Annotated in this window: 15 protein-coding genes, 2 tRNA genes and 1 pseudogene; 2 read left to right on the top strand and 16 right to left on the bottom strand. The window is 33.8% G+C overall.

Features of this window, described 5'->3' with window-relative positions:
- Nucleotides 1-81: 81 nt before the first annotated feature.
- Nucleotides 82-297: pseudogene (locus CALHY_RS14055) on the bottom strand (sugar transferase); the annotation flags it as partial.
- Between the two features lie 239 nt (nucleotides 298-536).
- Here CALHY_RS14055 and CALHY_RS00205 point away from each other — a divergent pair.
- Complete coding sequence (locus CALHY_RS00205; protein ID WP_013402015.1) at nucleotides 537-1,484, top strand: ISNCY family transposase; 948 nt, start codon at nucleotides 537-539, stop codon at nucleotides 1,482-1,484.
- A 31-nt stretch (nucleotides 1,485-1,515) separates the two neighbouring features.
- On the opposite strand, the gene CALHY_RS13265 is transcribed toward CALHY_RS00205, so the two are convergent.
- The 10 genes from CALHY_RS13265 to CALHY_RS00155 all read right to left on the bottom strand — a co-directional run bounded on the left by CALHY_RS13265 (nucleotide 1,516) and on the right by CALHY_RS00155 (nucleotide 13,477).
- On the bottom strand, nucleotides 1,516-2,541 hold the full coding sequence (locus CALHY_RS13265) for an NUDIX hydrolase (RefSeq protein WP_238524617.1): 1,026 nt from the start codon (nucleotides 2,539-2,541) through the stop codon (nucleotides 1,516-1,518).
- 37 nt (nucleotides 2,542-2,578) lie between these two features.
- Complete coding sequence (locus CALHY_RS00195; RefSeq protein ID WP_013402013.1) at nucleotides 2,579-3,955, bottom strand: undecaprenyl-phosphate glucose phosphotransferase; 1,377 nt, start codon at nucleotides 3,953-3,955, stop codon at nucleotides 2,579-2,581.
- Nucleotides 3,956-4,004: 49 nt separating this feature from the next.
- Nucleotides 4,005-4,778: a glycosyltransferase family 2 protein gene (locus tag CALHY_RS00190; RefSeq protein ID WP_013402012.1), complete on the bottom strand. Its 774-nt coding sequence runs from the start codon at nucleotides 4,776-4,778 to the stop codon at nucleotides 4,005-4,007.
- Nucleotides 4,775-5,899: a glycosyltransferase gene (locus tag CALHY_RS00185; protein ID WP_013402011.1), complete on the bottom strand. Its 1,125-nt coding sequence runs from the start codon at nucleotides 5,897-5,899 to the stop codon at nucleotides 4,775-4,777. Before CALHY_RS00185 ends, CALHY_RS00190 begins: the two co-directional genes overlap by 4 nt.
- The gene (locus CALHY_RS00180; RefSeq protein WP_013402010.1) at nucleotides 5,896-6,987 is read right to left on the bottom strand and encodes a glycosyltransferase family 4 protein; all 1,092 of its coding nucleotides are present in this window, start codon (nucleotides 6,985-6,987) and stop codon (nucleotides 5,896-5,898) included. Before CALHY_RS00180 ends, CALHY_RS00185 begins: the two co-directional genes overlap by 4 nt.
- Before the next feature lie 81 nt (nucleotides 6,988-7,068).
- The gene (locus tag CALHY_RS00175; RefSeq protein ID WP_013402009.1) at nucleotides 7,069-8,106 is read right to left on the bottom strand and encodes a glycosyltransferase family 4 protein; all 1,038 of its coding nucleotides are present in this window, start codon (nucleotides 8,104-8,106) and stop codon (nucleotides 7,069-7,071) included.
- A 2-nt stretch (nucleotides 8,107-8,108) separates the two neighbouring features.
- Nucleotides 8,109-9,437, bottom strand: a complete 1,329-nt coding sequence (locus CALHY_RS00170) for a hypothetical protein (protein ID WP_013402008.1) — start codon at nucleotides 9,435-9,437, stop codon at nucleotides 8,109-8,111.
- 45 nt (nucleotides 9,438-9,482) lie between these two features.
- Nucleotides 9,483-10,559, bottom strand: coding sequence for a glycosyltransferase family 4 protein (locus CALHY_RS00165; protein WP_013402007.1), 1,077 nt, complete (start codon nucleotides 10,557-10,559; stop codon nucleotides 9,483-9,485).
- 62 nt (nucleotides 10,560-10,621) lie between these two features.
- Nucleotides 10,622-12,829, bottom strand: coding sequence for an O-antigen ligase family protein (locus tag CALHY_RS00160; protein ID WP_013402006.1), 2,208 nt, complete (start codon nucleotides 12,827-12,829; stop codon nucleotides 10,622-10,624).
- A gap of 15 nt (nucleotides 12,830-12,844) precedes the next feature.
- Nucleotides 12,845-13,477: an MBL fold metallo-hydrolase gene (locus CALHY_RS00155; protein WP_013402005.1), complete on the bottom strand. Its 633-nt coding sequence runs from the start codon at nucleotides 13,475-13,477 to the stop codon at nucleotides 12,845-12,847.
- 173 nt (nucleotides 13,478-13,650) lie between these two features.
- Here CALHY_RS00155 and CALHY_RS00150 point away from each other — a divergent pair, with 173 nt between their 5' ends.
- Nucleotides 13,651-14,226, top strand: coding sequence for a stage II sporulation protein M (locus tag CALHY_RS00150; protein ID WP_013402004.1), 576 nt, complete (start codon nucleotides 13,651-13,653; stop codon nucleotides 14,224-14,226).
- A gap of 180 nt (nucleotides 14,227-14,406) precedes the next feature.
- Here CALHY_RS00150 and CALHY_RS00145 read toward each other — a convergent pair.
- The 5 genes from CALHY_RS00145 to CALHY_RS00125 form a co-directional block, all read right to left on the bottom strand.
- A tRNA-Glu gene (locus tag CALHY_RS00145) sits at nucleotides 14,407-14,481 on the bottom strand.
- Between the two features lie 23 nt (nucleotides 14,482-14,504).
- Nucleotides 14,505-14,580 (bottom strand) — tRNA-Lys (locus CALHY_RS00140).
- A gap of 91 nt (nucleotides 14,581-14,671) precedes the next feature.
- Entirely contained in the window at nucleotides 14,672-16,468 is a 1,797-nt protein-coding gene (locus tag CALHY_RS00135; RefSeq protein ID WP_013402003.1) for an ABC transporter ATP-binding protein, read from the bottom strand.
- 29 nt (nucleotides 16,469-16,497) lie between these two features.
- Complete coding sequence (locus CALHY_RS00130) at nucleotides 16,498-18,240, bottom strand: ABC transporter ATP-binding protein (RefSeq protein WP_013402002.1); 1,743 nt, start codon at nucleotides 18,238-18,240, stop codon at nucleotides 16,498-16,500.
- 164 nt (nucleotides 18,241-18,404) lie between these two features.
- The gene (locus tag CALHY_RS00125; RefSeq protein WP_013402001.1) at nucleotides 18,405-19,685 is read right to left on the bottom strand and encodes an adenylosuccinate synthase; all 1,281 of its coding nucleotides are present in this window, start codon (nucleotides 19,683-19,685) and stop codon (nucleotides 18,405-18,407) included.
- Nucleotides 19,686-19,768 lie beyond the last annotated feature (83 nt).

The following is a 19,768-nucleotide window of genomic DNA, read 5'->3' as shown; positions in this document are numbered from 1 at the left end:
AAAGAGGATCTGTTTTTTTATATTGTATCAGATTGGAATTATATATTCAACTGCTTTTGATTCCTTCAAAAAGCACAGGTTCTAATATGCATTCTCCATAAACTTTCCGCCAAAGATAGTTGCCAATATGATCTTTATATCCAACCAAAAAGACCAGTTCTCTATGTACCAAATATCATATTTTATTCTTTCTTCAATTGAGGTGTCACCCCTCAGTCCATGAATCTGTGCCTAACCAGTAATTCCCGGTCGAACACGATGTTTTATCATGTATTTTGGAATTTCTTCCTTAAATTTTATTTAAAATATGCCTAAGGGCAAATACTAATGCTGTAACAGTGTAACTATCAAATATTTCTCCATTTAGTAGTTTTAAGTAAATTTCTGTTATATCAAATTCTTTAATATCTCTTATTAGCTTGTTGAATAAAAGGGATTAACAGAAAAGACAATAAATAGATATATAAAAAGCCATCCTCCTTGAGGTAAAATTACGATAAGAGAAGACTAAAAACACCTAACAAAGGAGGATGGCAATGTCTAATTTTATTAAAACACAAAAACAAAAATTTTTAAAGATACTTATGACAATTGAGAAAGTAATAAAAGCCCTGGGATTAAAGATAAAGAGCAGCAGGAGAGGAAGACCGAAGAAATTTAAGCTAAGCCATATAATAGCTTGTTTTGTTTACAAAGTCAAAAACAAGATAAACAGCTTCAGGGAATTAGAATACAAGATAAATGAAGATGAAGAATTTAAAAAGGCTATAGGGATAGAGAAGAGCCCTGATCATTCATATTTTTCGAAATGGGCAAAGGTAATTGAAGAAGGGTATATAGAAGGGATAGCAAGAATTTTAGTGAGAGAAATAGTTCCGCAGACAAAAGTTTGTGCTATAGATTCCACACCTTTGAGAAGCTCGAGGGGTGACAAAGAGGCAGAAGTAGGAGTATGTGTTAGTTTAGGTTTTTACAATGGGTATAAATTACATGTGTTGGCAACAGTTGAAGATGAGGTTATACCTATAGTATGGTGGTTGACACGTGCAAATATCCATGACAGTAAAGTAGTAGAACTTTTGTATGAAGCTAAGATATTTGGACCTGAAGTAATATTAGCGGATGCAGGTTATGATTGTGCGAAGTGGTTTGAGGTGGCAGATAGACTTGAGATAAAGTTTGTAGCGGCGGTAAATAAGAGAAATAGTAAGGATTTTAGTAATGTAAAAAATATTTTGAGGGTAAAAAATATGGAATTTTTAAGAAGTGAGGAAGGACAAAGGTTATATAAGCAAAGGACAAAAATTGAAAGATTATTTGGGAAGTTAAAAGGAGAATACAATTTAGAACAAATAAGGTTAAGAGGTTTTAGAACATATAAGAGGCATGTGGACTGGATAATGATTACTTATTTGATAGAGGTCTATATTCAAAAAATTGAAAACTGTAAATTTTCTTTTAAATACACGTGGAATAATTTATAGTTCTATATAATAACATTAATGGTATAATTATTTATTCAACAACTTGATCTCTTATATTTTCTGCAAGGGAATGTTTTCTAATGGCGTATTTAGTATCCAAAGCTAAAAATACGTCTATTTCAGCTTTATATAATCCAGTATCAGGATAGAAGCTTCCTATTTTAATTATTCTGCTGCATTGACCTCCAATTTCTTCTTCCAGTTCTCTTAGGGCTGCTTTTTCTGTACTTTCCGACTCCTCTGCAAAGCCACGCGGTAATTCTAAAACATTTCTATTTACTGTATCACGAAATATTTCAATCAATATAATCTTATTTGCAGAAGTAATTGGCACAACAACACATCCATTATTTTTGTTAATTACTTTTACTACATTTTTGTCATCAACAATTATCTTTAAATATTTATTCTCATAAATATCTGCTGAGAGGTCTTTTATAAAATCTAAAAGCCATATCTCCTGGTAGCCTTTTTCGGTCAAAATTTTGCTTAAAAGTTCCTTTATATTACGAAAATGAATATAGTTATATAAAATTAAGTATCCCATAAACATGCTTACTATGAAACCAGGATGAAATTTGCCATATGAATAAAACAATATATACATGTTGGAAATATTCATAAAAAGGGATAGATTATAAATCATGGTTTCAGTAGTAGTTATAAATCGTGTTAGAGTAGGCTTTTTTATATTATCTTCTAATAGCCTTTTTATAAGCTGTACAGAAACCCTTTCCACACCAATATACATAATCTGCTGTAAAACTTTGGCGCCTAAATGGTAAACTATATGCCATTTTCTGTATGTAATCAAAATAAAAGGTTCAAAAATAGATAACATTAAAACTAATAACATCATAGTTATCTTATATCCCAATGGGAGCCCTTTTAGTTTTTCATAAAAGCCAAATATAGCTCCACTCAAAGTTGCAATTACAATCAAAATTTGGTCTCTTTTTTTGTCGTTTTCTCTCAAGTGCTCATTAGCCTCTGCATAAAGTAATTCTAATAAATTATCACCACACTTTAAATCGTTATGTATAACAGGTACATGCATGCTCAATTCTTATCGTCTCCTAACTTTTTTTGATTATTTAATATGCATTTTCCATAAACTTGCCACCAAAAATGGTTGCTAGAATAATTTTAATATCAAGCCAGAAAGACCAATTTTCTATGTACCAGATATCATATTTTATTCTCTCTTCAATTGAAGTATCTCCCCTGAGTCCATGAATCTGAGCCCATCCGGTAATTCCAGGTCGGACTCTGTGTTTTATCATATATTTTGGAATTTCTTCTTTAAACTTTTCCACGAAATACGGTCTTTCTGGCCTTGGGCCAACTAAACTCATGTTACCAACAAGAACATCCCAAAGCTGCGGAAGCTCATCTAAAGAAAGTCTTCTTAATATCTTACCAATTGGGGTTCTTCTTGGATCGTCTTTTGTTGTCCATCTTATTTTCTCTTCATCAGGATCTTGAACAAACATGGTTCTGAACTTGTGCATTTTGAAAATGCGTCTGTTGTAGCCTACTCTTTCTTGGGTAAAGAAAATTGGTCCTTCTGAGGTCAATTTTATTAAAATTGCTATGATTATGAATAAAGGAAGACAGAGGATTAAACCAAGTAGAGAGACAACAATGTCAAACGTCCTTTTTAGAAATCTATTTGGCCATTCATCAAGCGGGGAATAGCGTATGTTTATTAAAGGTATTTCTTCGATCTTTTCTATTTCTGCTTTTGATGGTATAAATTTAAAGTAATCTGGTACTAAATATGTTCTTATACCATACTTTTCGCAAATGTCGACGATGTAATTTATTTCTTTTTCTTGATTAAGAGGAAGAACTATAATTATTTCATCAACATGGTTGTTACTTACAATGCTTTCTATGTCCTTAATTTTCCCTACAACTCTCTCATTCATAGGATCGCTTTCATTTACAACAAAACCAATGATTTGATAGTTATTCCTTTCGAAGATATTGCTTAATCTTTCTGAAATCTCATTTTGCCCAACAAAAAGCACTCTTTCTTTTGAAATTATCTTTGAGTTTGGTGAGAACAAGATCCTTCTTAAAATAAGTCTTTGAAGTATTGACATAAGAAAGTTTAAAATAACAAAGATAAAAAGAAAAATTCTTGAAAAATCAATAAGTTTTAGGGTATAGAAAATCATCACTATAATCAGCAGAGCAAATATATTTGATCGTAAAATTCTTATAAAATCAGAAAATAATTCAAAATTACTCCTCTTGCCTTCTTTCCCGGACACTGTAAGAAAAAATAAATACAAAGGTACATGTAAAGCTACAATTAACAGATATGTCTGGATATCCAATGAGGCTGGCTTATTAAACAAGCCACTATTAAACTTTATAAACCACGATAAAATAAATGATAATAAAATTGCTGGAATATCAATAATCTTTGCTATCTTTATATAAAGTCGTCCCAAGTTATGCATCTCTATCATCCTTTTTATCCATGTATTTTTTACACTATTTATCCCTGTATTATTTCGATATTTTGAAATACTTTACATATAAAAAAATTGAAAAATACAAGAGATCATATGCCTCACATAAACAAAACCACAATAATGGTTTTAAAAAACTCTTATTAGCTATAACATTTTTAATCAATGTCTTAAAATGTTCAAACGTTCTCTTAACAAGACGTCCTAAAATGTAAAACCAGCCTTTTTCACTTTGCTTTAATCTTTCTTCTTCTAATTTCATATATAGATCCAATTTTCTAAAATAATCTTGAATCGATTGATATGATTTATGTAAAATAGCACCTTTTATTATACCAATTTTATCCTCACTTTTAATATCTAAATCTTCATGAACTTCACCTCTAAAGTACAACTTTTTCTTATTAAACAATCTGATTTTATCCTCAGTTCCAATATGCATATCAATAAAGTAATTTTTTCTTTTAACCTTAAACGCAATAAAATAAGTATTATTGATATTTCCATCAATCATATGTAGTTCACGAATTAACATATCATCTATTCTTTCATCACTATCTAAGTGGAATACCCAATCTGTTTCAGCTAAACTTGATGCATAATTTCGCTGGGATGAAAAATTATCTAATTTTCTTCTACATATCTTTACCCGTTTCTCTGTATCTATCTCTTCTATCTTTTTGACCGTATCATCCTCACTGTAATCATCTACTATAACGATTTTTTCAAATAAATGATAGACATTTCTTATATTCTCAATATTTCTCGCACTGTTTTTTGTCAATATTACACATGTTATGTTTTTTATCATACCTTTCCTCCCATCCCTTCCCCTCTCTCATACTCAGTAACTTTGAGTATAAAATCCTTGAATTCCACTCTAAATCTTTCGGCGCTAAACTTTTCAGCATGAGATCTAATATAGTCCTTGTCGAATCTCTCAATATCTTGTTCGAATTTATAAACTGCTTCTTTCAAACTCTCAACATCCTGCCTTTCGAAAAAAACCCCCGTTTTACCTTCCTCGACCGTTTCAACAGCTCCTCCTTTCTTGAGAGCAATCACCGGTCTGCCACATGCTTGCACTTCAACTGGAACTATCCCGAAGTCTTCTACGCCTGGGAAAATTAAAGCTTTACACCTTTGATATAAATCTCTTACAGTTTCATCTGGCTGATAACCCAAAAATTCAATATTAGGCTTAGCAATTGATTTTAGTTTTTTGTATTCTGGTCCATCTCCTACAATTACTAATTTTTTAGATATTTGGTTAAAAGCCTCAACTGCTAAATCAACCCTTTTGTATGGGACAAGCCTGGATACAATTAGATAATAATCCTCTATATTTTTGTCTTTTGCTGGTGTAAAATATTCTGTATCCACAGGTGGGTAAATTACTTTGCAATCTCTTTTATAAAACTTTTTTATTCTGTTTGCCACATAATTTGAATTTGCAACAAAATAATCAACCCTGTTTGCTGCAATGGTATCCCATATTCTAAGATAATGAAAGTTCCGCTCTAAATATCTTCTGATTATGAGGTTATAGTCTTTCAAATACTCATGTGTCAAATCCCAAAGATATCTTGGTGGTGTGTGACAATAACATATATGTACACTATTGGGTGATGTTATAACCCCTTTAGCAAAGGCTGATGAAGAGCTTATTACTAAATCAAAATCACTCAAATCGAAACTTTCAAAAGCTCTTGGCATGTATTTGAAAAACAGTTGATGCTTAATGTGAGCTAATGGATTTTTTTGCAAATTCGACGTAATTATTAAATACTTATCAAAATACTTTCCTAATTTTCTTCTGTTATATACGAGAGTATATATGGGGGCTTCAGGAAATAATTTCTTCAACTCTAATATAACCTTTTCAGAACCTCCCATAGTAGTCAGCCATTCATGCACTATTGCAACCTTCATTGAACTCCTCCAATCATTTCATATATTTTGTATGTACTTTCAGCAATTTGCTTCCAATTGTAAATTTTCAAAATCTCTTGTTTTAACATTTCCGACTTTCTGTGCAATTCCCTAGTTTTTGTATCTTTTAAAATTGCCAACATTTTTTCTCTAATATCATCAATATCATTCGGATTTACATATAGCGCATTATCTTTAAAATATTCTCGTGTAGCACCACCAGTTGTAACAATCAGTCTACAGCCACAAAAAGCAGCTTCTAACGAAGCCAAACCTGGTGTTTCAAATAAACTTGGCATTATGTGAGCAGTAGCACATTTATAAGCAATCCATAATTTCTTATCACTATGTTTTAAAGCAGGTAGAAAAATTATCTTTCCCTTACTTTTTAAAGCTTCTCTTTTGCATTGGTCATAATATTCTATCTCATCAAGATTTGGTGATCCTATCAAAATAAGTTTTATATTATTTTCCCGAGCTATCAATTTATTAAATGCTTTTATAAGATTTAATTGATTTTTTCTTTTATCAAATCTTGCAACATAAAGAAAGTAAGGCGTATTAATATTATATTCTTTCTTGAAATCCTCCTCATCTTCTGGCGTTATGGTATCTAAATAACCAGTTATTTCTTCAACATCTATTCCATTTGGTATCACATGAATTTTTTCAGGAAGAACATTAAAAGCCTTTCTCAAATAACCAGCTTCCAAAAAGGAATTGGGCAATAAACAATCAGCAAGCTTTAGAAGTTCTAACCTATCCAGTACAGAACTTCTAAATGGTAATATTTTTCCAATAAAAGTAGCTATTTTATAGGAAAGATAATGCTTATTATCAAAGAAAATAGGCGATATTACTACCTTCTTTTTCAAATTCTTAGCTGCATTCACAAGAGGAAAAAGAATGTATTCTGAGCCAAAAAAATGAATTATGTCATAATCAGCAAGTTTTGTGTTTACAACATCAAATATTGCTATTTCCAACTTGAATAACTTTTCAAGATACTTTTTTGTTTTCAACATCTGAATTTCTCCTCCACCTATATTTTGAAAAGCTAAAGGTGGAGGAACAAATAATACTTTCACTACTTTGCACCATCCTTTAAATTGTAGAATAATTTAACATATTTCTCTATTACTTGATTATTCTCAAATTTTGAAGATAACTCATTGCATTTTTTTTCTATATTTCGTATAAGCCTCGTTGTCAACATAAAAATTTATTATCTTTTCACTTAGTTGCTTGCAATCTAATGGATCAAACTTAAGTTCATCTATGGTTATTAGTTCCTTTAAAGAAGATGTATCAGACACAAGTACAAGTGCTCCATTTTTAAGCGCTTCAACCACTGGCATTCCAAATCCTTCATAAAAAGAAGGAAATACGAAAATAAAACAGTTTCTCATAAGTAGGTTTTTTTCTATATCACTTACATACTCTAAATATTTGAGGCATCCAACCTTAGAATATTCTTTAATACATTGAATAATCTCATTACTTTTCCAACCTATTTTTCCTGCTAAAACAGTTGGCATACCTGTTTTATTATAAATCTCTTTGCATACTTTAAACAAAATTTCTGTATTTTTTCGAGGCTCTATAGTACCTACATACAAGATGTATTTATTTTTAGCAAGATTATATTTTGATAAGTATTCTTCCTCATTAATATTACCCATATCAGTAACAATCACTGGATTATAAATAACACATATCTTTTTTGGATCAACATTAAAATAACTTAATATATCCTCCTTTGTTGAATTGGAAACAGCAACAATCTTATCAGCGCTTTTAATTGAATGAGGTATAAATGCTTTATTGATAAAATAGTTTAACTTTTCCATGGTCTGTGGATATTTATAACATACTAAATCATGTACTGTCAAGATTTTTTTTACATTTTTGTTTCTTATAAACGGCAAAATATTTTGGGTTCCCCAAAATACATTGATATTATACTTTTTTATCAAATAATCTGTTCTTCGCATATACCACAGAGTTCCCTTGAGAAGTTTATAATCACTCTCTACAACAGTCTTCACGTTCGGGTAATTAAAGTCTAAAGATATTTCTCTATCAGAAAAAAGAAAAAAGTTGATATCACTACATTTTTCAGGTAATACTTTAAGCAAGTTATAAAGGTAAAACCCTATTCCCGTTTTAATCTTCCCCAAGGGTCTAGCATCTACACCAATATTCATTTCTATCCCTTTCTCCCGTAATCTGTTAAAAAATAATAATATGGTAAAAACAACACCAACCAAAACTGGTAGAACAAAAGATTATTAAACCAGCTTATTACAAAGTACGTAAGTAGTAGAGAGAATAAATTCACAAAGTGTAATTTAACATCCAATTCTTCATATCTTATATTCTGATACACTTTATATATCTTTTTAAACAACCATACTAAGAAAAAAACAGTTCCTAACAGACCACAATATAAAATTAAATTTAAAAAAGAAGAGTCAAAGCCAATAAATTGCAAGCCATATTTTATATTCAGAAAACCATACCCATCCCCTATCAATAGTTTAATTGGAGTTTTTTCAATATAATCCAGCGCACTATTCCAGCTTTGTATACGTGCATGAGCAGAATTATCTACCGGAATACTTTTTATTCGTTCAAAAATCTTGTAAAAATCTTTATCCAATAACGTCGTAAATAGCAAAATGCTATCTACTAATATAAGCTTTTTAAAAATTTCAATCTTCTTCTTAGCAAAACTCCAACTCCCTATCAAAGCAGTATTAAAAAATACCACCAGAAATAAGCCTAAAATCGAACTCCGAGATACAGTCTTTAACAACGTAACGTTAAAAAAAATTAATAAAATGACTTTTTGGATTAAACTTTTTTTGTCTTGCAAACTCTCACTGAGAAAACTTATCATTGTGATGCTAATAAACATAACTAATATATTCCCAAAAAAATTAGGATCGAAAATATTACCAATTAATCTAAATTTATGAGGATCAAGATTAAGATAAATTCCCTGTTGTTCAAAAAATTTATTCAATCTTTCTGTATCTGGCTCAATAAAGTAGATAATCCATCCAATTATACAGAGTAGTAACCCAATCTGAGTATAAAACCATTCTATTTTGCTAATATTTCTTTTAAAATTTAAGAACAAATAAATTATGAATGCAAAATATACCAAAGAAAAAAATCTCAAATAGTACAGTAGTGGTAAAATATTGAACTTGTAAATTATGTAATTCACCAATATAGAAAGTAACATTAAACTTAGCAATACCTCGACTGTATCCAAATCGTTCAAGCTCACTTTTTTGAGTAAATTTTTATCTTCTCTAAGAAGAGTCAATTCATAGATAAAAAATATTCCAACAAATGCCAATATACTAACCTCTATCAAAGATATTGACCGGGGGAAAAAGGATAATTTTATTATTCTTGAAAAATTGCCTGTTAATATATAAAACACATATAATATAATACCTGCTGTACTAAACATGGTTTTTATTTTGCCTTCTTGCCATAATTCTTTTGTTAATTGTTGCAACATTATCACCCTCTGTATTTTTATTAAACAAGAATAATTTCCAATAATTTATGAAAATATAAAATCGAATATTTTTCTGCTCAAGTCCTGCCAATTATATTTGGAAATATATCGACTGATAACTTCAAACTCAGGCTTTGGTTGGTTGAGCTTTTCAATCACTTCAAAAATATTCTCTTCAGGAGATTTAAACACATCTATATAAATTGCATGTTCACCCAAAACCTCTGGTAAAGACGCACATTTCGAAGCTATAACTTTTGCACCACATGCTATAGCTTCTAAAGGTGGCAACCCAAAGCCCTCATATAAGGAAGGATATAAAAAGGCTTCGCATCTGTTATACAAAAAACAGAGTAAATTGTCATCAATCTTTTCTAATCTAATAATGTCTTTGTCACTTTCATTATCCCATACATTCGATACAAATTTATGTGCTGGATAAAATCTCTTTAAACACTTGTAAAGCTCATAAGCATATGAAAAATTCTTGTGTTTTTTGTTATTTCCTATAAACAAGAAAAATTTCTCAGGTAGATAAGAGTACACATCTTTAAGACGTTCAATTTCTTCATCTTTCAGTTTCCTAAAAGTATTCACATCAATTCCAGGATATATTACCTTTATCTTCTCTGAATTGCCATAGTATTTAATTATTTTCTCTTTAGAATAGTTCGAAACAGTAAATACGTAAACAGCTGTGTTAATATAATACTTTACCAATGTTGAATAATATACTTTGTTCTTTAAACTTGAGTAAAAGTCCAAGTGCATCAAGTCATGGATAGTTATATACTTTTTAATCCTTTTATCTACTATTGGCGGCGACGAAAATGAAGGTGAAAAATAAGCTATCTGTTCTTTTGTCCTTTTTTGGATTTTTATTAAAATACTTGGAATTTCTATATTCTCAAATGAAGACAAAAAAGGCGATTTAATTTGCACAATTTCTCTTACTTCCTGATCAAATGCCTTAGCCAATACATCAAAATTTTCTTTGTCACTAAGAAGTATCAAATGTTGCTTGATGTTCTTCGGAGCATTTCTAATAATCTCATAGGTATATCTACTTATACCGTGATTTCTTTCTAAATTGATACATCGACAGTCAACGACACATAACATTAATTAGTTTCCTCCAAATGATAAATTTATCGTTCTTCATGCGCACTTAGGGTCCCTCAAAATTATATTTTCTTTTTGACTTCATTTACTATTTGCAAAGTTCTATCTGTTATTCCAAACTTATGAGAGTTTGGATCTTGTTTTACTACTTCAGGCATTTTTTCTTTCTCTTTCTTTACTCTCTCAATTTCCTCAGGAATCTTTAACACAACCTCATAGTACTTCTTCGCTTTTTCTTTATCACCTTTCCCCAGGTAATAATCTCCAACCTTTGCATATGCATCAGCTTTGAGTTCATAGTTTGCTGGCTGAAGAGGCTGAAGCTTTATCCCCTCTTCTATCTGTGAAAGTCCGCTATCCACTGCCCCATGAGCAAGAAGATATATGGCATATTTGAACCTTATCTTTGCATTGAACCTGTCATTTACAATTGCCTGTTTGAAATAACCATCTGCCTTTGCAATTAAATTTGCGTCTTTGTTCTGGTCACCTATTCTGTATAGAGCAACCGCATAGTCTGAAAGCGCATTGGAGCTGAGTGGGTCGTATGTGACAGCTTTTGACAAAAACGAATATGCAGCAGACAAATTCCCTGTCTGTAGTGCCTGCTGACCAATATTTGCATAGTAATTTCCAAGTCTGAAATTCAGTGAAATTACTATCACAAATAGATAAAATATTGCCAGCAAAGCAGGCACAAAATTTGTCTTTCTGCTCGTGTAAATCACCTTTTCTTGCTTATGCTTCTGAAGAATTTGTAAAGAGGTTGAAACTAATACCCCTAAAGCTGCAAATAACAAAACTTGCACAGAAGCAAGTGAAAAGTCAAAATCCAGGATTGAATGAAGATAAAGCTGCACAGCCGCTGCCACAATTCCTGCTATTAATATATTGTTTTTGCCATCTTTTTTAAACCAAGCCTTCAATGAAGATGAAAACAACAACCACAAAAATACTATCAGGATAGAAAATCCTAAGAGCCCCGTGTCAAGAAGCACCTGTAAAAAGTAGTTGTGAGACTGGGTTGTAAAATATAAATAAGACTGGTACATAAAATAAAGCGATACCCATGCCCCACCGCCATAGCCAAATACAGGGCTTTTCAAGAATATCTTTAATCCATCTTTGTAAAACACCATTCTTTCAACAAAGTTTCTTTCTTTCCAGAACATAGCTATAGATTTGATTTTTGCAACCATGTCTGAAGGAATCAAATGCATCTTAAGAGCAACAGCAAAACCTATGATAGCTAAAATACCAACAGCAATTGCCCCAGCTATGTAAATATTATTGCTAAGACTATACAGTCTTCTCTCCACAAATCCAAAAGCATATGTCAGGACAAAAACCAGAAGCATCTGGAAGAGCAAGACAAGCCAAAGTTTTACTTTCCCATGTTCGTTTAGGTTTGCCCCAACCTTATTCAAAAAAGCAATAACAAAAGCGCCAACAATCGCTATGTTAAAAATGAGCGAAATTCTTTTTTCTCTCGGCAAAAGCAAGAAAAACACTAAAAGAGCAAGCAAGAGGGTAATATATGAGCCTCTTGAGTATGTAAAGAAAAACGCTGTAAATATAAAGCTTGAAAAGGCAAAATAGAAGCTTTTAAGCAGCTTATTTTCACTGTATATTGCCAGCATCAAAGAGATTATAAATCCGAACGCCAAAACAGTTCCTGCCGTGTTGTGATACTGCAGTGTTGAGTTTATCATATTCCCAACCCAAAGCCCGTTCATTGCCATACCAAGAGGGCGGGCAGTCTCTGGTATTAACTTTACCGCTGCTTGATACCCAAAGAACGCAACACCTACTGTTGAGAGAGAAAGGCTATTTAAAATTGCAAGCTTTTCTGCTTTGCCTTTTGAAATTCTCGATGCAACATAAAAAACTGCAAAGTAAAATGCATACTTGAAAAATTCTCCAAGAGCAAGCCTTCTGTTTGCTGCAAAAAAGTAGGGAACAATATATGCAACCATAAAAAGAAGCAGCATTAGTTCAAGTTTTGAATTTACTAAAAAACCCTCTTTTGAAAGATAAAGATATATTGCAAAAAGGATAAATATTCCAGCCATAATTGCTTGAAATACACTCAGCTCATAGTCAAAATAAAGCCCTCTATAATATGGACTCATCAAAACAAGCACACAAAAGGCAAAAAGCACAAATGCTTTGTATATCGCAAGTGTTTTGCCGGGAAAAATTGAGATTTCACTTTCACCAAACTTATTTGCTCTTTGAGATATACTTTTCTTCTCACTTTTTTTTGGCATCTTGCAAATTCTCCTTTATCCTTTGTATTTAAGCAGCATAACCTTTTGCTTTTCTGGAAGGTTATTTATCTCAATCTCACATGAATTTAATACTTCAACATCTTCAAAATGCTTTGTAAACTCCTCTGCCTTCCCAAGGTCAAATTTAAGCTTTTCTGTCTTATAATGCATAGGAATTATAACTCTTGGATTTACAGCCTTTGCAACATTGAAAGCCTCTTTTGCATCAATTGTATATACGCCGCCAACAGGAATGAGCAGAATATCAACTTTCCCCATCTTTTCAAGCTCAGGTGCTGCAAGCTCATGGCCCAAATCGCCAAGATGTGCAACACAAAACTCATCCTCTATGACAAACACAATGTTTTCTCCTCGTTTTTGCCCTTTTTCTTTGTCGTGGAAGGTCTTTATGCCTTTTATTTTAACACCCTTGACGTTAAATTCGCCTTCCTTGTCGACAAGAACATAATCTCCTTTTAGGCTGCCTGTGTAACCATGGTCAAAATGTTTGTGCGATGTCAAAACTACATCCGGTGATAGCTCAAACACCGTGTAGCCAACAGAACTGTCGTATGGGTCTGTTAAAATTTTTACCCCCGATTTTGTCTCTATCAAAAAGCTTGCATGTGCAAGGTATGTTATCTTCATGTTTACATACCTCCTGTAAATTTATATCAGAAATAATTATATACCAAATATTCAAATAAGTTAATTAAAATTTTGTGAAAAAATTTCTTCTGCTCGGAATTGCACTTAAGTTGCAAGTTTTGTTATCATTTTGTTGAAAGAGTTTCAAAGCATTTGAGGAGGGAAGTAACAAGTTGAAATTTGTTGTTCAGACCTTTAAAGCTGAAAAAAGACTAATTCTAATATCATTTTTGATTTTTACACTTTCTTGTATCCTTGGCATTGTTGCAGGTCTTTATTTTGGTGATGAAATGCAAAAATTCATCAACCAGTATATCAGGAAACTGTTTGAAAGCATCTTGAAAAACGCAAAAAGCCCTTACCTTCTCTTTCTTGCAATCCTCAAGAACAACATGAAAGTTTATCTTATAATCATCACAGCTGGAACCTTGACATTTGGGCTTGTATCTGTGTTTGTGTTGCTTTCAAATGGTTTCATAGTTGGAGCTGTTGCTACAATCTCAGCAAAACAGACATCTTTGGCAAAGACACTGCTTTTGATTTTGCCCCATGGGATATTTGAAATTGCAGCATTCATAATAGGCAGCGCAGCCTCGGCAATCTTCCTTGAAGCCGCAGTTTCTTCAAAGGAAAGACCAAAGCCAAATATTGCATTTAAAAGATTTTTAACCCTGGCTGTATGTGGAGCTTTCCTGGTAGTATTTGCAGCCTTTTTAGAAGCTTTTGTCACTTCAAGCTTTGCAAAATAAAAGTGCCAGTTGGAAATTAGAAGATAAAAACAAAATAGGCAGGAAGAATTAACTTCCTGCCTATCCATTCAATATCATATTTTCAAATTCAGCATATCCCAGTTGCCATCTGGCAAGCAGGACATGCCTGGAGCCTTTCATCTCCCTATCTGGAAGATACTCAGCTCCTCATAAACAAAATGGTGACCCCGAGGGGATTCGAACCCCTGTTACAGGCGTGAAAGGCCTGTGTCTTAACCACTTGACCACGGGGCCACCTGTAAGCTTTTAAATTAAAATGGTGAGCCATCCGCGACTCGAACGCGGGACACCCAGCTTAAAAGGCTGGTGCTCTGCCTACTGAGCTAATGGCCCACACAAATTAAACACGGTTTAATATTATAAGACCTTTCTTGTTATTTGTAAATACCAAAAATATATTCGCAGTATCTTTTCTTTCCTCTTATCACCCTGCCTTTACAAATCTTATCTGGCTTGCACAAAGTTCATAATAGATGCCTTTTTTCCTTATCAGGCTCTCGTGCGTACCCATTTCAGCTATCCTGCCCTTGTCCATTACAATTATTAAATCTGCATCCTTTATGGTAGATAACCTGTGAGCGATCACAATTGAAGTGCGGTCTTTCATTATTCTATTTAGAGCGTTTTGCACCATAAGCTCGCTATGTGTATCAAGCGAAGCCGTTGCCTCATCCAAAATAAGAATCTGGGGGTTTTGAAGCAAAAGCCTCGAGAGGCAAATTAGCTGTTTTTGCCCTGTTGAAAGGCGCGTTCCTCTTTCATTTACCTGTGTAAAGTAACCATCCTCAAACTGCGATATAAAATCATGCGCGCCTAAGAACTTGCAAACCTCTATAACCTCTTCAAACTTGGCATCTGGCTTTCCATACAGAATATTGTCAAGGATGCTACCTGAGAACAAAAATGGTTCCTGCTGGACAATACCTATAAGTTTCCTTAAACTTTTAAAGCTAATTTTCTTAAGATCAATGCCATCAATGAGGATACTGCCTTTTTGCGGGTCGTAAAACCTTGAAAGAAGATTTACAATTGTGGTTTTGCCAGAGCCTGTTGCACCCACAAGCGCAACCATCATTCCTTTTTTGATTTCAAACGACACATCTTTTAAAACATATTCTTCATCTTTGTACGCAAACCACACATTTTTAAATTCGATCGAATTTCTAAAAGTAGATATCTCTACCGGGTTTTTATCCTCTTTTATTTCGGGCTGAACAGACAGCACCTCAAAGATCCTTTCTGACGATGCGCTTGCAACAAGAAGCTGATTGTAAAAGTTAGAAAGTGTAACAACCGGTCGCCAAAACCTGTCTAAATAGCTCACAAAAGCAATTAAAGTTCCAACTGTAACACCATTTATCTTAAGAAGCTTTACACCGTAAAAGTAGATGATGAGCGTTCCTATCATTGAACATACCTCAACCGCAGGTGAGAATATACCGTTTATCCTGACAGCCCTCATCCATGACAAAAACACATCGTCTATGACATCTTTGAAAATAGCCCTGTTGACCTTTTGCCTGACATATGCCTGAATCACCCTGATTCCACTTATGTTTTCGTGTATATACGCATTTAGGTTCGCAATTTTCCTTCGCACAGCCCTCCAGTTTCTCTTTATGGCGTTTCTGGTTGTAAAAAGAACTACTAAAAAAATTGGAACAACTGCAAATGTCACCATTGCAAGCCTGGGATTTATAGAAAACATTATTATTGCTGCCAAAACTAAGCTTGACATATCTGTTATCACATTCACAATGCCGTTTGTAAATAGGTTGTTCAAGGTATTGACGTCATTGACAATTCTAACAATAATTCTTCCTGTCGAGTTTTTGTCAAAAAAGCTGAAAGAAAGACCTTGCACATGGTCAAAAAGAGCTTTTCTGATATCAAACAAAACCATCTGCCCTGTTCTGTTTGCAAGCCTTATCTTATTTTTTGAGCACTCTTTGTTTATAAAAAGCATCAAAACAAGCAAAGCTCCAATTATCAAAATTCCCTTGAAATCTTTTTTGGGGATATAGTGGTCAACTGCCTGTTTTAAAAGGTAAGGAGAAACCAAATCGGCAACTGTTGCTACAAACATGAATACTAAAGTCAATACCAGCCATTTTTTGTAAGGAAGAAGAAACTTAAAAAGCCTCTTCAAATATGGTATCTTTAATTCGTAATTTGTCTCTTCTTGAGAAAACATTGGCTTTTTGGCCACCGGGTCTGCCATTTTGAAAAATTCCCCCTTTATCAAACTTTTTAGGCAGGAAGTGAGTTTGCGCGCTCGAGCAGTTGTTTTTTGAATGTTGTGTAATATCTACCTTTGAGTCTCATCAACTCTTCATGTGTTCCTTGTTCAACAATTCTGCCATCTTGCATGTAATAAATTTTATTAGCACTAACCACAAGCTGTGAAATTCTATGGGTTATGATGATTGTAGTTCTTCCTTTTATCACCTCTTTCAAAGTATTCTGAATCTCAGCCTCTGTTTCAAAATCAAGACTTGACGTTGCATCATCAAGCACTAAAATTTTTGGGTTGTATATGAGCGCTCTGGCAATTGCAATTCTCTGTTTCTGACCGCCCGAAAGTCCTATCCCTCTCTCACCAACAACGGTAGAGTACCCTTCTGGAAGTCTTTCAATGAACTCATCTGCCCGGGCAAGCTTTGCAGCCCATTTTATCTCTTCTTCTTTCGCATCTGGCTTTCCAAACGCTATGTTTGCAGCGATGGTGTCAGAAAAAATAAATGTCTCCTGCATTATTATTCCAATGTTTCTTCTCAAAGAACAAAGCTTTACATTTTTCACATCAACATCATCAATGAGTACCCTGCCAGATGTCGGGTCGTAAAATCTGGCAAGAAGATTTATTAAAGATGACTTTCCAGAACCTGCCTGACCTAAAATGGCAACAACCTCACCAGGTTCAATATGAATGTTTATTCCCTTTAACACAAACTTATCTTTGTACTTGAAATACACATTCTCAAACTTTATATCACCTTTGATGTTTTTAAGATGAATAGCATTTTTTGGACTTTTGATTAAAACCTCACTGTCAAGCACCTCGAACACCTTTTCCAAGGATGCAAAGGCGTTTTGCCACTGGTTCACAAGGTTTTGAATGTTACCAATGGGTGCAGAGAACAAGTTCACATAACTCACAAAAGCAAAAAGCGTGCCTATGGTAATCTTCCCATTTATAGCCAAATATCCTCCAACAACAAGAATTATGACTGAGTTTAGTCCATTTAAAAAATTGGCAAGAGGATTGTGTACCGACCTTATATCAGCAGCCTGTATATTTTTGCTTGTAAACTCAAATGCAACTTTTTCAAAACTTTTCTTTTCAAGCTCTTCATTTCCAAACGCTTTGACAACTCTTATACCTGTGATGTTCTCCTGCACCTTTGATGTGAGCTTTTCAAATGCCACTCTTATCGCCCTGAAGGTTGGCTGAAGTTTTTTGGCAAGGCTTTTGACGTTAAAGTATATAAGAGGTGTTGTTGCTAAGCTCAAAAATGAAAGTAAAACGTTCATTGAAAGCATTATAGAAAGTGCCAATATTAATGTAATGACTATGCTAATTACCTGAACAAAGCCCTGGTTGAGAAAGTTTCGAATAGCCTCCAGGTCACCTACCATTCTGTTCATAATAGCTCCTGTTGATGCTTTGTCAAAATATTCAAAAGATTGGTATTGAAGCTTTGTGTAGAGCTGCTCTCTGAGCTTATAGATGGCTTTTTGAGATGTGTATTCGAATATGTAGCTCTGAAAATAATTCAAAATTGCCTTTGAAAGCACAAGTCCTGCCAAAATTAGAGCAAAATAGTAAAGCTTTTCAAAGTGCCTTGCAACAAGAACATCGTCAATGATGTGCTTTGACACTTTTGGCACTGCCATACTGCAAAATATCCCTGCCAGCGCCAAAATTAGGCCAACTGCTACCAATAATTTACAGTCGTCCAAATACTTCATGAGTCTTTTAAGATAGTCCAACTTTTCCCATCCTCTTTTCCTCAAAAATTTAATTTTATTATACACCCAATCTCAAAAAAAGTTAAGTTATTCCCACAAAAAAACACTTCCTCTACCACCAAAGTAACACAAAAAGCCACCCGAATCAACTAAATTTTCGGATGGCTTTTTATTGGCAATAACTTTTAGTCTTTTATTATTATATCCTCTCTTGCAGGGCCTGTGCCAATGAGAAAAACCTTTGCACCTGTCTCTTTTTCTATAAACTCTATATATCTTCTTGCACTTTTTGGCAAAGCTTCATACTCTTTTGCACCTTTTATCTCCTCTTCGCTCCAGCCTTCAAACTCCTCATATACAGGCTCACACTCCATTGCAACCCTCAAAGACGCAGGGAAAAGATCTAAGACTTTTCCTTCATACTTGTATCCAACACAAACCTTTATTTTTGGAAGGCCGGATAACGTATCAAGCTTTGTAAGGGCAATCTTATCAATTCCATTTATTAAAACCGCATACCTCACAACAACAAGATCAAGCCAGCCGCACCTTCTTGGTCTTCCGGTGGTTGTTCCGTACTCTCTTCCCTTTTCACGTATGCTATCTCCTATTTCATCCAAAAGCTCTGTGGGAAATGGACCTTTCCCAACCCTTGTGGTGTACGCTTTAACAACACCTATTACCTCTTGAATGTACTTTGGTGCAATCCCTGCTCCAATACAAAATCCACCAACTGTTGGGTGCGATGATGTAACATAAGGATATGTTCCATAATCTAAGTCAAGCATTGTTGCCTGTGCACCTTCTAAAAGAACCTTTTTGCCAGCTTTTATTGAATCATTCAGAAGTTTTATTGTATCTGTGATATACGGCTTTAAAATTTCTCCATACTTCATAAACTGTTCTAAAAGCTCTCCAAACTTCATTGGTGTTTTGTGGTAAACATGGGTAAGTATCTGGTTCTTTCTCTCATACACATTTCTCAGTTTTTGCACAAACTCCTCTTCATCAAGCATGTCACAAACTCTGAGGTTTGTTCTTTCTGTCTTGTCAGTGTATGCAGGACCTATTCCCCTTTTTGTTGTGCCAAGACTCTCATCGCCTCTCTGTCTTTCCTGCTCTTCATCCAGTATCTTGTGGTATGGCATGACAAGATGCGCTCTGTCGCTAATTTTTAAGTTCTCTGTTGATATTCCCTCTTTTTCTAAGCTTTCTATTTCCTGTATCAAAGATTCCGGGTCAATAACAACTCCGTTTCCTATGATGTTGAGCTTATCCTTGTAAAGTATTCCTGACGGTATAAGGTGTAGCTTGAAAACCTTGCCGAAAGCTTCAACTGTGTGACCTGCGTTGTTGCCGCCCTGAGCACGGACAACAACGTCAGCTTCCTTGGCCAAAAAGTCTACAATTTTGCCTTTTCCTTCGTCACCCCACTGGGTGCCAACTATCGCGCGGATTTGCTGCATTTTTGTATCATTCTCCTTTTTTTATATGCTAAAATATTTTACCTTAAATAAGATATTAAAAACCCTTTAATATTATATCAGAA

The organism is Caldicellulosiruptor hydrothermalis 108 (assembly GCF_000166355.1).
GTDB classification, from domain to species: Bacteria; Bacillota; Thermoanaerobacteria; order Caldicellulosiruptorales; family Caldicellulosiruptoraceae; genus Caldicellulosiruptor; species Caldicellulosiruptor hydrothermalis.
This window is presented reverse-complemented; position numbering and strand designations above follow the sequence as displayed.